Source organism: Hymenobacter saemangeumensis, from assembly GCF_039541835.1.
Taxonomy (GTDB): Bacteria; Bacteroidota; Bacteroidia; order Cytophagales; family Hymenobacteraceae; genus Hymenobacter; species Hymenobacter saemangeumensis.
The window spans coordinates 15,868-29,730 of the sequence record NZ_BAABGZ010000080.1 but is presented as its reverse complement, the minus strand read 5'-3'; the positions used below and the strand labels follow the sequence as shown (position 1 = coordinate 29,730).

At 59.6% G+C, this 13,863-nt stretch carries 14 protein-coding genes; 2 read left to right on the top strand and 12 right to left on the bottom strand.

Annotation, left to right across the window (positions count from 1 at the left end):
- Nucleotides 1-2 precede the first annotated feature (2 nt).
- Nucleotides 3-1,727: an AAA domain-containing protein gene (locus ABD919_RS21290; RefSeq protein ID WP_345238103.1), complete on the top strand. Its 1,725-nt coding sequence runs from the start codon at nt 3-5 to the stop codon at nt 1,725-1,727.
- Nucleotides 1,728-1,840: 113 nt separating this feature from the next.
- Here the strand turns inward: ABD919_RS21290 and ABD919_RS21285 are convergent, their stop codons facing one another.
- From ABD919_RS21285 to ABD919_RS21260, 6 genes are all read right to left on the bottom strand, one after another.
- The gene (locus ABD919_RS21285; RefSeq protein WP_345238102.1) at nt 1,841-3,394 is read right to left on the bottom strand and encodes a GumC domain-containing protein; all 1,554 of its coding nucleotides are present in this window, start codon (nt 3,392-3,394) and stop codon (nt 1,841-1,843) included.
- A gap of 143 nt (nt 3,395-3,537) precedes the next feature.
- Nucleotides 3,538-4,914 carry a replicative DNA helicase gene (gene dnaB / locus ABD919_RS21280; protein WP_345238101.1) on the bottom strand — a complete coding sequence of 459 codons (1,377 nt, stop codon included), beginning with the start codon at nt 4,912-4,914 and terminating at the stop codon, nt 3,538-3,540.
- 12 nt (nt 4,915-4,926) lie between these two features.
- Nucleotides 4,927-5,757, bottom strand: coding sequence for a hypothetical protein (locus ABD919_RS21275; RefSeq protein ID WP_345238100.1), 831 nt, complete (start codon nt 5,755-5,757; stop codon nt 4,927-4,929).
- Entirely contained in the window at nt 5,754-6,350 is a 597-nt protein-coding gene (locus ABD919_RS21270; protein WP_345238099.1) for a hypothetical protein, read from the bottom strand. The genes ABD919_RS21275 and ABD919_RS21270 overlap by 4 nt, the downstream gene beginning before the upstream one ends.
- A 13-nt stretch (nt 6,351-6,363) precedes the next feature.
- The gene (locus ABD919_RS21265; RefSeq protein ID WP_345238098.1) at nt 6,364-6,705 is read right to left on the bottom strand and encodes a helix-turn-helix domain-containing protein; all 342 of its coding nucleotides are present in this window, start codon (nt 6,703-6,705) and stop codon (nt 6,364-6,366) included.
- A 2-nt stretch (nt 6,706-6,707) separates the two neighbouring features.
- Entirely contained in the window at nt 6,708-6,977 is a 270-nt protein-coding gene (locus ABD919_RS21260) for a hypothetical protein (RefSeq protein WP_345238097.1), read from the bottom strand.
- A gap of 98 nt (nt 6,978-7,075) precedes the next feature.
- On the opposite strand from ABD919_RS21260, the gene ABD919_RS21255 reads away from it, so the two are divergent.
- Nucleotides 7,076-7,972, top strand: coding sequence for a S24 family peptidase (locus tag ABD919_RS21255; protein ID WP_345238096.1), 897 nt, complete (start codon nt 7,076-7,078; stop codon nt 7,970-7,972).
- A gap of 243 nt (nt 7,973-8,215) precedes the next feature.
- Here ABD919_RS21255 and ABD919_RS21250 read toward each other — a convergent pair whose 3' ends face one another.
- The 6 genes from ABD919_RS21250 to ABD919_RS21225 form a co-directional block, all read right to left on the bottom strand.
- Complete coding sequence (locus ABD919_RS21250) at nt 8,216-8,380, bottom strand: hypothetical protein (RefSeq protein ID WP_345238095.1); 165 nt, start codon at nt 8,378-8,380, stop codon at nt 8,216-8,218.
- Nucleotides 8,377-8,700 (bottom strand): transposase, encoded by a 324-nt coding sequence (locus ABD919_RS21245; protein WP_345238094.1) that lies wholly within the window; start codon nt 8,698-8,700, stop codon nt 8,377-8,379. Before ABD919_RS21245 ends, ABD919_RS21250 begins: the two co-directional genes overlap by 4 nt.
- Nucleotides 8,701-8,721: 21 nt before the next feature.
- Nucleotides 8,722-10,266 carry a SulP family inorganic anion transporter gene (locus tag ABD919_RS21240; RefSeq protein WP_345238093.1) on the bottom strand — a complete coding sequence of 515 codons (1,545 nt, stop codon included), beginning with the start codon at nt 10,264-10,266 and terminating at the stop codon, nt 8,722-8,724.
- 378 nt (nt 10,267-10,644) lie between these two features.
- On the bottom strand, nt 10,645-11,922 hold the full coding sequence (locus ABD919_RS21235) for an MFS transporter (RefSeq protein ID WP_345238092.1): 1,278 nt from the start codon (nt 11,920-11,922) through the stop codon (nt 10,645-10,647).
- A 12-nt stretch (nt 11,923-11,934) separates the two neighbouring features.
- Entirely contained in the window at nt 11,935-13,041 is a 1,107-nt protein-coding gene (locus ABD919_RS21230; protein ID WP_345238091.1) for an MBL fold metallo-hydrolase, read from the bottom strand.
- Nucleotides 13,042-13,051: 10 nt separating this feature from the next.
- Nucleotides 13,052-13,714: an ArsR/SmtB family transcription factor gene (locus ABD919_RS21225; RefSeq protein WP_345238090.1), complete on the bottom strand. Its 663-nt coding sequence runs from the start codon at nt 13,712-13,714 to the stop codon at nt 13,052-13,054.
- Between the last annotated feature and the right edge of the window lie 149 nt (nt 13,715-13,863).

Below are 13,863 nucleotides of genomic sequence, written 5' to 3'. Positions count from 1 at the left end.
CTATGTCGACTATTTCTATTTCACGGGAACACCATGCCATGCTGTTGCGTCGGGAATACAACGCACAGAAACTAAGCTTCGCCAGCACTCTGCAAACGAGTGCGACCACGCTACGGGAAAATGGCACGTTGCTTTTGGGAAAATATGTAGGCTTCGATAAGGCGCGAGGAAACGTCCTATTCTGGTTCCCAGCTACACGTGATTTGCCGAGACGCGGTGAGCCATTGTTTGCGTTCGTGCCACGTGCAGAACTAACCAACCCGACCAAGTGGGGCAATGCACCTTATCAAGAACTTCGTGGGTCCAGCCTGCACGGAGCGGAATTGATGCCCCGGTTCTGGCAGGCCAAACCGGAAACCAAGGGCTTTCATGTTGGCTTTGCAGGTGCGAGCGGTGAATTTATTGACCCGCTAAAACCCGAGAAAATTGTATGCTTCGGACCGCAGGAGCCCCCTTTGGAATACCTGGCCAACCTAGCCCGGCTTGTAGCTGGCGAAGGGCCGGGGCACAGGCCTGAAGTGGCAGCACTGCTGGATTTGCCTCTGGGTACGCCGGGGTGGAATCCGGAGGACCTTCCAGCTGACCAGAATCAAACACTCCGGGTTCAAAGTGAACTGGCCATAAGGAATGCGGCTATCATTCAGGGTCCTCCAGGCACAGGTAAAAGCCATCTTACAGCCCAGCTGTGTGGGGACTTTCTAGCGCAAGGAAAATGCGTAGTTGCTACGGCGCTTACTAATAAAGCCTTGCTGGAGCTACTGACCAAGCCAGGACTAGCTGTAGCACTGGCTGACGGACGAGTGTACAAAGCTGGTTTGAGTGAGGATGAAAAGCGAGCTGCCCCGGGCTTGCGCGAAGGACAGGATTACGAACCAAAGCCTGGCACTCTGCTTTTGCTTACTTTTTACCGCATGAGCAGGCGGGCCATGGACGCCGTCGTACCTTTGTTTGATACTGTGGTAGTAGAAGAAGCCAGCCAAGCCTTTTTAGCTACCATAGCAGCTGCACAGGCACTCGGCGAACAAATGCTTTTGGTAGGTGACCCTCAACAGCTTCCACCTATAATGGAAGTAGATGTACCTACCCCAGACCAACAACGGCTTGATGCGGCACGCGACGGATTACGCACGGCATGCGAACACTGGCATAAGGCGATTGGGCTTCTCCTTACCGACTCGTTCCGACTTCCGCCACGCGCAGTAAACTGCACCAATGCTTTTTATCAGGGCCGACTACGCTCACGTGCCGCAGTACCCGATGCATTGCGCTTACCACCGTCAGTGGCTTCATTATTTCCATTGCTCGGTGGTCCTTATATGCATAAAATAGCGATGCCACTTGGCCAGAGAGACCCTTTGGAGTTAATGGAACTTGTAAGCAGCCTTGTCTGCGAACTGCTGAAAGGAGAACCCCAGTTGGATATAGCAGTTTTGGGAACCTATAGAAAGACTGTTTCTAGCTTACAACGAACCTTATTGAATGCAGTGGGAGCCCGGGAAAACGTACTTGTCGATACCGTTGCACGGGTACAGGGGTTAACGACTGACGTGGTTATCTATGCGCTTGTGAATGATAGTCGAGCAAACCAAGTTCAGGAACCTCACTTTAATGTAGCAACCAGCAGGGCCCGGCGCGCTACCATATTATTAGTGCCAAAAGAATTTCCAGTAGGATGGAATTTGCCGTATAATGTAGCAAACTACATTAAGGCTGCCGAGAGCAATTAAAGTGCTTAAAAATTTGGAGATTAATTGAATAAGGGTAGTACCGTGTATAGAACTAGAATAGTCATTCCTACGAGCCTTAACTCATATTAAGCATCTCAAGGAATCTGAACCAGTCAAATTGAGCAATATGCCTTTAAGTTGCATTTCCAATTAAGAACATCACTGTGGAATATTCTTCTGGGAAGTCCCAGCTGCCGTGGGATGGAATCTGAGTTAATAAGAGTTTGTCTCTTATTAACTGTAGGGCCGACTAAATAGTCGTAAAGCAGTTGTTGTGTCCTCAACAAGTTAGAAGAAGAACATTGGAATAGATAAGTTGCCTTAGAATCCTCAGTACTTTCCCAGGCAATATAAAATCCAGCTCTGCTTCTCAAAGTAAACATAAAAGAGTCGTCCACTGACTTAGTGCCATTTGTGGTTACAACCACCTCGGGAACTGGTATTATGTACCCTTCTGCATCTGAAATTTCACATAAGAATTTTAAGCTACTGCTTTTGAATAAGTCAGGCAAACATCTTCTATAGTACTCTTTATTGTATAACCTAAATCGACTAATACCTCGACTTTGGCGGGCATTCCCCAAATCAAGTAGGCTCCCTGTGTCAGAAAGAAACTTTATGTAATACAGAACAGCATCTTTATTAACAACTTCAATGATGTTATTATTCATCATGGTTATCGTGAGCAAAGGAGCATTTCTGAATTTGTAGTGCGTTTTGATTAGATTCAAAAAACCTCTTGATTCTACTAATGAGAAGGTGTTAGAAAAGCCGGTTTTATGCCTAACTCTGATGCTACCATCCCCAAAAGTCACATCATCCCATGCAACTCGAATAGTTTGCTTAACCGATGAATTTTTCAGTGCTGTTTCTGCTGATTTGCTTGTTTTGGAGTTGATGGTTTTGGGCGCGTAACCAGATAAGGGAAGAATAGGAACCCGAGGAACTGCTACGGTTGGCGACGCTGATGGCTCGGCTGACATGGTTGCAGCTACAGAAGCTAGGGCAGATGAAAAAGCAGGTTTGAGATTTGAGGCTTGAAAACGAACAGGTGGCTTAGCGGCACTTACAGTGGCAGTAATACGGCTTTTAATACTTTGAACTTGTTTAATTAAGTCCCTTTCGAAGTCGCGCAGTTGCGCCAAACGGGTTTCAGCGATTTTTATTTGTGCCTCTATTTTCTGGGGAGTGAAAGCTTTTAGAGTTTGCTCTAGTTGAGACTTCTCATTAATAAGTTCTTTATAGCTGGAATTTACACTCAGAAACCCAAGCATCTTTTTAACAGTGTATGTCTGTTTTATTTCTCTAATTTTTTTTTCGACAGAAGCAATTGAACGTGGCAAATTATGCCCCTGAGTGAGAGTAGCCTGGTATTGAGCAAGTACTGCTTCAGCTTGGCTTACCTTTTGGCTGTGCAGGTCAAGCTTAGTTTGCGCATTGTAGCAATCCTGCTTCAATGGCTTGATGGTTGGCAAAATTTTATCGTTAAAACCACAAGTTAAACCATCCTCGATGTGACCTATAAGCATCTGATAGGTTTTTTCTGGAAGTAAGACAGGTTTCTTTCGTGAAATTGCGGGGAGCTTACCACGGCAAATCCAGCTATACAACTGCTGCTCATCGCAATTCATTTTGCTTGCATACTGCACGAAGTCAAATTTTACCATGCCCATGGTTGAAACCTGTATGTTGTGGTGCAGCTAAACTAACCTACTGAGCCTACAATATCCAAGCGAAAGGGTTGATTAAATAGGCAAAAATGGTGTGATACTGTAGCTGCTGGCTTCATTACCCCATTAATCAACTGATTTTATGACTGATAATCCCTAAAAACCCCGTTTCGAAGGTTGCAATCAGCTATTATTTCGTCGTTAGCTCCATTACGGTGCTTGGCTACATCAAAAAGAACGGTATCCTTCGTGGGGGCGCCGTCGTCGTACTCGGTGATGTCATAGTATTCACCGCGCCACATGAAGACAATGCAGTCGGCGTCCTGCTCCAGGCTACCGGACTCGCGCAGGTCCGATAGCAGCGGGCGCTTGTCCCCTCCCCTTTTCTCCACGTCGCGGCTGAGCTGGCTGAGGGCAATGACAGGCGCGTTGAGCTCCTTGGCCAGCTCCTTGAGGCCGCGGCTGATGCTGGCAATTTCCTGCTCGCGGTTACCCTTTTGGTCGCCGCGCATGAGCTGGATGTAGTCGACCAGAACCAGGCCCAGGGGGTGCTGGGCGTGCAGGCGGGCGCACTTGGCGCGCAGCTGATGGATGCTCAGGCCGGGCGTGTCGTCGAGGTGCAGGCGGTGGCCGTGGGTGCGCAGGCGCTGGGCCTGGGCTTGCACGTACGCCACCTGGTCGAGGCCCCCGGGCAGGTTGCCCCGGCGCAGGTCGGCGTTGGAGTAGCCCGGCACCTCGCTGGCCACCAGGCGCTGCATGAGCTGCAGCGTGGGCATTTCGAGGCTGAAGACGGCCGTGTGGTGGGCATGGTCGAGGGCGGCGGTGCGGGCAAAGTGCAGCAGAGCGGCGGTTTTGCCCATGGCGGGCCGGGCCGCCAGCAGCACCAAGTCTCCGGGCTGCCAGCCGCCGGTGAGGCCGTCGAGCTGGGTGAGGCCGGTGGGGATACCGGTGAGGCCGTGCTGCTGGACAGCCTGGGCCAGGCGGTCGAAGGTGGCGACGAAAGCGGCGGCGGCCGTCTGGCCGGGGCGGGTTTCGAGGGCCCGGTGCAAGGTGGTGAGGTGCTGCTGGGCATCGGCGAGTAGCTGCAGCGGGTCGCGGCCTTCGTCGTAGCCGCGGGCGACCAGCTCGCTGCCGGCACGGATGAGCACGCGGCGGGCGTGGTACTCCTGCAGCACCCGGCAATGGGTGTCGAAGTGGGCCGCCGAGTTGATGCGCAGCGTGAGGCTGGCCACGAAGTGGGCGCCGCCGGTGCGCTGCAGGGTGCCGCGCCGGGCCAGCTGCTGCACGACGGTGAGCTGGTCGGCGTGCTGGCCGTCGGCGACGAGGTCGCGGATGGCGGCGTAGACCTGTTGGTGGGGGTAGCGGTAGAACACCTGCTCGTCGGACAGCGTGTCCAGCAGCCGGCGCTGGGCGTCAGCTTCGAGCAGGGCGGCCCCGAGCACCGCAGCTTCCAGGTCAGGAGCCTGGGGCGGCTGGTGCATGGCGGGCGAGGCAGGGCGGGAAAGGTTAGTGGACATAGAATAGGGGCGTTAGCTCCAGCGGCTGGGGTCAGCGGGTTTGGGAGCGGTGCGGGCTCGGCCCGGCGTGGCGGTTGCCCTGGAGGGGTCCACCTGGGTGCCCTGGAAGATGGCGCGGCGGCGCATCCAGCCGCGAAAAGCGGCCTGCCAGTTGACCATGGGCGTTTTGCCACTGACGCGCCAGCCGTTGCTTTCGTAGTGGTCGTAGAAGGCGGCGGCTTCGGTTTGGGCGTCACCGCTGTTGGGGTGCTGCGCAGCGGCGTAAGCCTGGACCTCGGCGAGGGTGGGCGGCGCAGGCGGCCCTTTCTTCTGGTCGCTGGCCGGCTTTTTAGCGGGCTCTTCCTTTACATTTTTTTCAATGAGGAGAACGTGCGCGGTGGCGTCAGCCACCTCTCTCTCTTTAATTGAAGTTGTAATTGAAGATGAAATTGAAGGGGTTGGAATTTGCTTATCCCCGGTGGTTGCCGTTTGGTAGGCGGTTTGGTTAAGCAAACGAGGATTTCCGCCCTTTTTGCCCGCTTCAGTACGTACCTGACGCAGTTTTTCATCTTTCACCATGCGGCGGCAGTAAAGCGCGCCGTCGGATTCGCGGCGGCTGGCCACGCCGTAGGTTAGCAGGGTGGTTAATATTTGGTTGGCCGTTTGGTTATCCAAACCCAGGCGGCGGGCAATGACGGCCTCGGGCATGGGGCTGCCGTTGATGAGCAGCACGCCGCGCTCTTCGCTGTCGTGCATCATCAACAGCAGCTCGAACCAGGCCCCACGCTGCTGGAGGTCGAGGGCCTGGACGCCCTGGTCCTTGTGCCAGTCGCCGGGGTAGAATTGGATAGCCGGGAGTTTCATGCCTGCGGGGGCGTGGGCACTACGTGGATGTTCGCAGCTGTGGGCTGCTCAAACAAATCGAGCTGGCGATACTCGGTGCATTTGCCGCGCAGGGCGGCTTCTACCTCGGCCAGGGCTGTGGCCAGGGTGGCTTCCAGCAGGCCGGTGTAGGGGTAACTGGCCCGCTCGTCATCGAAGGATTGGTAGGGCGCCGTCAGGTTGAGTACCCGGCCGCCGGTGAGCTCGCGCTGGCCGATGAGGGTGACGCCGCCCTGGTGCTTGCCCATGGAGAAGCCGGTGACGGTGAAGGGCTCAAACAGCGCTGGCAGCTCTTCCGCTTCATCGGGCCAGAAGTCGGGTGTTTCGGCTAGCTGCTCGGTGAGCAGGCAGAGGTGGGGCACCAGGCGGCTGAGGGCATGTGAGAGGTCGGGGTGGATTTGCTCGGCGCAGGTGAGGGCGAAAGCCCGGGGCGGGGCATCCGGGGTGCGCTGCTCGGTGAATTCGCAGGTGAGCTGCAGGTCTTTGACTTTAACTTTCTGGATGGTGATGATGGAGGCAGCAGCCTCCTGGTCGTGGCCACTGGCGGGGCCGACGACGGGAAGTAGTGATGACATGCTGAGAGGAAGTTTAGGCGGCCACCTGGAGCGGGGAAGGCGCGGGGGGTAATGGGCCGTCGAGGGGCCGGCGGTTGTAGCGGGACAGGTAGCGGTCGAGCTCCGATAAGCGGAAGCCCCACTCCTTCTCGTTGAGCCGGAGGCCGAATAGGCGGCCGGCGCGGCGGGCGTTGCGGACGCCTTCCGGCTTCAGGCGCATGTAGTGGGCGGCCTCGCGCACGGTTAGGATGCGGTCGGGCACGGGTGGTGGAGTTGGTGGGGTGGCTGGCAGGGCAGCCTCCATGGCCTTGAGGCGCTGCACGTCGGCCAGCAGCTGCCGCCACTCCTGTTCGGGCACTAGCAGGGCGACTTGCATGGCTAGGCGGCTTGGGCGCCCAGGGCAATCCCAGACTGGCGGTTAGCGAGGGTTTCAAGGTCGGCGCGGCGCTTTACTTCGGCTTCCAGCTCTTCAAAGAAGGCCTCGGCCACGTCCATGTTAAAGTATCGCCCGGAGACGACGTTGTAGACTTGTTGGCGCGTAAACGACTTGCCCTTAGCCTCTAAATTAGCGATAATGCGGGCCGTGTAGTTGCTGCGCTTACCAAAAATGTGGCGCTGTTCTGAAATTTTCTTTGCAATGTGTTCCATTTTGTTTGCTAATTGTTTAACTTTGATTCCGAACCAGGGCAAGTTTACAATAACAAATTTGAACTGACAAATTAGTTTTTACAGCACCGCAAAACAAAATGGAACAAGAAAAGCAAGTTGGTGACCGGCTAGCAGCTATAATTGAGCACTATGGCGACTCCATTTACGGTGCTGCAAAGAAGCTTGGACATGGCCGCCCCACCAAGCTATACAACTTTATTGGCCACAAATTCAAGCCTGGCTTCGACACGCTGGTGGAAGTACTGCAAACCTACCCCGAGGTGAACCCGGGCTGGTTGCTACTAGGCAAAGGGGAAATGCTGACCCCGGCCAAAGCGGCGGAGCAGCCAAAGTCGGCAAAGAAAACGACCGAGGAGCGCGCGCATGTCCACTCTGGAGGCATGCATTCACCCGCCGTGGTTACGCTGAACATGGCGGGCGACGAAGGCATTATGCTGGTGCCGACGCCAGCCCAAGCTGGCTACCAGCTCTCGCGGGAAAGGCCGCAGGTGTTGAAAGAAATGGACCTGGAGTTGCTGACGCTGCCGCAGTTCTCGGGCAAATTGCACCGGGCGTTTGAAGTGGAAGGATCAAGCATGGAGCCCACGCTGTGGACCAGCGACGTGGTGATTGCGCGGTGCGTGGCAGACTGGCGCATGGTAAAGCCCCGCCACGTATACGTGGTGGTAACGGACGACAGCATGATAGTGAAGCGCATTCCGCGGCCGATTCAGAACAGCGACGAGGAAGTGGAGCTGCTGTCGGACAACTCCTACTTCTCGCCCCACGTCATTCCCCGGGAAACCATCTGGGAAATCTGGGAGGTACGCGGCATACTGACCACGCGGGTACCGGCCAACAAGGACGAAGCCTTCGAGCGCGTGGCGGGCCTGCTGGAAATCATGGCGCGGGACTCCACGGATATGCGGGGCCGGCTGCTGGAAATGATGGAGCGAATTACCATCCGGCAGGGCGAGCAGCTGCGGCTGACGTAAAAGCCCCTGCAAGGCCTGTAAATGGCAGTTCGTGAGGTTATGTGCCCTGCTACGCCACCTGTTCGAAATTGACTCAAACTTAATCACAGCGTACTCGTAGACAATCAAGTGGTTAGCGTCTCAATAGTGAGGCTGGACGCTACCCCGGCTCCGGGTACTAAATAGTGCAATTCGCACTACCAAAATCAAGCCTCAAAAGCTGTAAATCTGGCAACAGATGCAGTTTTTGAGGCTTTTTTGCGTTCAGGCCAATCGGGATTTATGAATGGGGTCGGCCACGAATAAGGCCGGGGGCAGACCTGCGAGCAGCGGCAGGGCTTGCGGGGCGTAGTGGCGCCGGCCGGCTGTCTGGCGGCCGCGCACGAGCCGGCCGTGCGCATCGGCCACTACGTGCAGCTTGCAACTCAACCCGCCGCGTCCGAGGGCTTGCGGCCTGTTTTTTTGCGCGCTCCGCTGGCGTGCTGGTGGGCCCGTACGGTGGTCGAATCGACCAGCAGCGTGTGCAAGGCGTCGTCCTGTTGCACGGCCGCCAGCACCCGGGCCCACACACCCGGGGCCGTCCAGCCCTGGAAGCGCATGTACGTCGTGTGCCGGTTGCCCCATACGGCGGGCGAGGCCAGCCAGCGGCAGCCGTTGCGCGTGAGCCAGAGCACGGCCTCCACAAAGCGGCATTTGTCTTGCCCACGCCCGCCTTTCATGCCTTCCCGGCCCGTCAACACATACTCCATCCCCCCTATTGTTAACAACTTCTAGTACGTGACACCTGCCCCAGCTACGGTGTAGAGCGGGTCCTCCAAAATGTTGACCTCAATAATGGAGCTGGCCTTGCCCAGCAGCTTACGGCAGTCGGGGCTGAGGTGGCGCAGGTGCAGCGTTTTACCGGCACGGTGGTAGCGCTCGGTGAGCTTGCTCAGCGCTTCGATGGCCGACATGTCGGCCACACGGCTGTCTTTAAAGTCGATAACCACTTCGGCCGGGTCGCCCGCCACGTCGAACTTTTCGCCGAAGGCCTGAACCGAGCCGAAGAAGAGCGGGCCGTAGATTTCGTAGTGCTTTACACCGGACTCGTCGGTGTATTTGCGGGCACGGATGCGCTTGGCGTTTTCCCAGGCAAAGGCCAGCGCCGACACAATGACGCCCAGCAGCACGGCCAGCGCCAGGTTTTGGGAGACGGCCGTCACCAGCGTCACGAGCAGCATCACCAGCACGTCGGTGAGCGGCATGCGGCGCAGAATGCGCAGGCTGGCCCACTCAAACGTGGCGATGACCACCATGAACATCACCCCCACCAGCGCGGCCAGTGGCAGGCGCTCAATGATGGGCGCACCCGCCACCACGAACAGCGCCAGCGCCACGGCCGCCACCACGCCCGACAGCCGACCGCGCCCCCTGGATTCGAGGTTGACCATCGTCTGGCCAATCATGGCGCAGCCGCCCATGCCGCCGGTCAGGCCCGAGGCCATATTGGCCAGGCCCTGGGCCACGCAGTCCTGGTTGCCCCGGCCGCGGGTTTCCGTCATCTCGTCCACCACCGTGAGCGTGAGCAGGCTTTCGGTGAGGCCCACCAAGGCCATAATCACGGCGTAGGGCAGCACGAGCGTGAGCGTGGCCCAGCTCAGCGGCACCTGCGGCATGTGAAACACGGGCAGCCCGCCGGCGATGGAGGCAATGTCGCCGACCGACTTGGTGTGCAGTCCGCCCCCGATGACGAGCGCCGACACGGCTGCAATGGCCACCAGCGACGCCGGTACCGCCTTGGTTAGCTTCGGCAGGAAGTACACAATGGCCATGGTCAGAGCCACCAGCCCGGCCATCAGCAGCAGCGGCCCGCCGGAAAGCCAGTGTTCTCCACCGGCAGCATCGCGCACTTTGAACTGCTCGAGCTGGGCCATGAAAATTATCAGGGCCAGGCCATTTACGAAGCCATACACCACCGGCTGCGGCACCAGCCGGATAAACTTGCCCAGCCGCAGCAGGCCGACGGCAATCTGCAGCAGGCCCATCAGCGCCACGGCGGCAAACAGATACTCGGCTCCGTGCTGCACCACCAAACTCACGATAACAACGGCCACCGAGCCGGCCGCGCCCGATATCATCCCCGGCCGGCCGCCAAACAGGCTGGTGATAAGGCAAATGACAAAGGCCGAGCCGATGCCCACCAAGGGACTGATATGGGCCAGCAAGGCAAAGGCCACTACTTCGGGCACCAGGGCCAGGGCGGTAGTCAGGCCGGCCAGAACTTCGTTTTTAACATTGACCTGGTACTGACGCAGGTAGGGAATTACCGAAAACATAAACACGCTGAAAAGGGGCAAAAGAAAAGCCGCACGCTTCCGGCGGGAAGCGGCGGCCGGGGCATTCTACGCCGGTCGTCAGGGTGGGGTGAGCTGGAAAGCAGCAGGTCGGAAAAAGCGCATACGCAGCGCAAAGATACTGGAATGGCTCGGGGATGCTCCTGCTATAGCCGGAAGGCCAGCCTGCCGCTAGGCTGAGCACCACCGAAGCGCGCAGGAGTCAGCAAGGAGTAAAGCCCGAACAACACAATGAATAAATTACTTGAGAAGAAGGCGAGGTCCTAACAAGTACTTAATTGCGAAGGGCAGGCCCGCTGGCTATGTAAACAAAGCTTAAAGCAGCAGGGTGCTCCCCTGCTGCTTAGGCGGCTGTGCTTCTTAGGAGGCAGGCTGCAGTGGATTGCTGAAGGACGCGCGCAACGGACGGAGCGGGCCGGCAGCCGCCGCACAGCGCATCCGATACTGAACGACGCCTGCTGAGACCAGCGTGAGGCCTCCAATGGCACCCAGCGCCGCTGCCAGCCCCAGCCAGTCGGCCAGCAGGCCGGTGAGCAGCGCGCCCACGGCGTAGCCCGCATCGCGCCACAGGCGGAAAATGCCAATGCTGCGGGCCCGCTGCAGCGCGGGGGAGTGTTCCGCTACCGCCGCCAGAAACGTGGGGTACACGAGGGCTGTGCCCGCACCGAGCAGGCCGGCCAGCAGCAAAAACAGCGGGTATGAGTGGGTGAGCAGCATAACCAGTAGCACCAGGCCTTGCACCAGCATGCCCCAGAAAAGCAATGATTTTTTGCAGAGCCGGTCGGCCAGCGGGCCGGTCACCAGCTGGCCCAGCCCCCATACGGCCGGGTACACGGCGGCGACCGTCCCAATCTGGGTGAGAGAAAAGCCTTGGCTGGCCAGCAGCAGCGGCAGCAGGCCCCAGACCATGCCGTCGTTCAGGTTGTTGACCAGCCCGGCCTGGGTGACTGAGCCCAGGTCGGGATGCCGCCAGCTCACGTCCCAGAATGAGAGGGGCGGGCTTGCGGCCTCCTGCGGGGCAAGGGCCGCATCCAGGGCCACGTGGGCGTGGGTGTCGCGCACCAGCAGACTGCTCAGCAGCCCGGCCACGGCCAGGCCGGCTCCCAGGTAAAACGGGTAAGGCCGCAGGCCGTACTCGGTGGCCAGCCAGCCCGTAGCAAACGCGGTGGCAGCCACGGCCAGGTAGCCGGCCGACTCGTTCATCCCCATGGCCAGGCCGCGCTGCCGGGGCCCTACCAGGTCAATCTTCATCACCACCGTGCTCGACCAGGCCAGGCCCTGGTTGAGGCCCAGCAGCACGTTGGCGGCCACAACCCAGCCCCAGGTGGGCGCCCAGAGCAGGAGCAGCGGCACGGGCAGCCCCGCGAGCCAGCCCAGCACCAGCAGGTTTTTGCGCCCCGCGCGGTTTGCCCAGGCGCCGGCGTAGAAGTTGGCCGCGGCCTTGGTCAGGCCAAACACGACGATAAACGAAAGGATGGCCGAGCGGCCCACCAGGTGGAACTCCTGCTCGGCCAGCCGGGGCAAAATGGTGCGCTCCAGCCCTACCATGCCGCCCACAAAGGCATTGACGAGTACCAGCAGGGCAAACTGCGGCCAGTTTTCGCGCAGGCCCAGGCGCGGCAACGAAGCGGATGGCATGGGACGGAACGGTTAGTGGACAGCGCAGCGGTTGGCTCCGGCTTCGAGCTCGGCGGCAGGCAGCGCGGGTTCTGCACCGCTCAGGTTCAGGCCGGCAATGGTCAGGTAGTTGGGCGGCGTGGGCGGAATGCGCCGCAGCAGCGTGTCGGCAAACGTGGCTTCCGGCAGCGCCAGCAGCGGCAGCGCGGCGCGCACGGCCCCGATGGTCGTGGCCACCGGCAGCTGGTCGAACGCGACGGGTTGGCTGGTGTGGCCCGGCAGTACCCAGGTGTCGGCGGGCAGAGCGAGCAGGCGATGCAGCGACTGGTACAGCTGGCGGGCCCGGCCCGTGGCTTCCGGCGAGCTGGCTTTCAGGTCGGGCCGGCCGACGGCATCGGCAAACAGCGTGTCCCCGGTCAGGGCTACCTGTTCGTTGAGCAGGTAGGTGACGCTCTCGGGGGTGTGGCCCGGCGTGGCCAGCACCCGCAGGCGCAGCGCCCCCAGCGCGAGCAGAGTGTGTTCGGCAACCGGCGTGTAGGCAAAGGCCGTGGCGGGGTGCGGCGGCAGCAGCAGCTCGGCGCCGGTGGCCTGGGACAGGGCGCGCGAACGGGACAGATGGTCGGCGTGCAGGTGCGTGTCCAGCACGTAGCGGATGCGCCAGCCCCGTTCGGCGGCCAGCTGCTGGTATACCGCGGGGTCAACGGAGGCGTCCACCACCAGGGCCTCCCCCTCGGAACCCACCAGGTACGAGAGGCAGCCTTTGCCGGTACGGCGGATTTGCAGCAGGGACGCCCCCGGCAGAGAGGCCGGCACCAGGGCCGTATTCCAGGCCAGGCCCCAGCCTTGCATGCCCCCCGTCAGCGAGTACGCGTCCAGGCCCCGGGCTTGTAGCTGGGTTGCCGCGCGCTGGCTTATGCGGCCCGCGGCACATACGGCGACTACGGGCACGCCCAGAGGCAGCGCCACGTGAGCCAGCGCATCCGGGTTGCCGGCTTTGAGCTGCTCGTAGGCGTCCGCGTGCACGCTGCCAGGGATGGCCCATTCCTCACGCTCGGCCCGGGGCCGAACGTCGAGCACGGTAACCGGCTGCCCGGCGTCGAGCCAGGCGCGCAGGGTGGCAACTTCCAGGGATTGAAACATGGTGAAGTGGTTAAGCGAGTTCGTAGGGCAGCTGGCGGTGCTTCCAGTCCGGAAACCCTTCCTCGAGGCGCTGGGCCGGGTACCCGCGGCTGGTGAGCAGCTGCACGGCCTCGTCGGCAAACACGCAGAAGGGGCCGCGGCAGTAGGCGATGATGGTGCCGGTGCGGGGGAGCTCCTCCAGGCGTTCGAGGAGCTCGCCGATGGGCATGGAAACAGCCCCGGGGAGGTGGCCCTGGCCGTACTCGTCGGAGGGACGCACGTCGAGCAGCACCACGCCCTCGTCGTTCAGCTTGCCCAGCAGCTCGTCAATGCTCACGGTTTGCAGCACCTCCCGCTGGGAGCGAAAGTCGTGTACTACCCGGGCGATGTTGGCCTGGCGGTTCAGCCCGTACGTGCGCAGCAGCTGCCAGGCGGCGTACACATCGGGGTTGGCCAGGCGGTAGCGCAGGTAGTGGCCGTCGCGGGTGGCGCTGACCAGCTGCACGCCTTTGAGCACCTGCAAGTGCTGGGAGGTATTGGCTATCGAAAGTCCGGTTTCGCGGGCAATGTCTTCCACGGCAAACTCGCCCTGGGCCAGCAAGTCCACGATTTCCAGCCGGCGGGGGTTTGCCAGGGCTTTGGTGAGGTCGGCCAGCGCGCCGTAGACCTGGTCTTTGTAGGCTCTCTTTTCCATAGGGGGCTGTAAGGAGCCCAAAGGTAGGAGGATTATTCAATTAATCAATAAACTTATTGAATAAATAACGGGTCAGTGGGCCACCTCTGCTTGTCGCCTTTTGGCTTTATGCTGTCCCGTGCCGTTCGGCTACTTCTAATCCGGCCCAA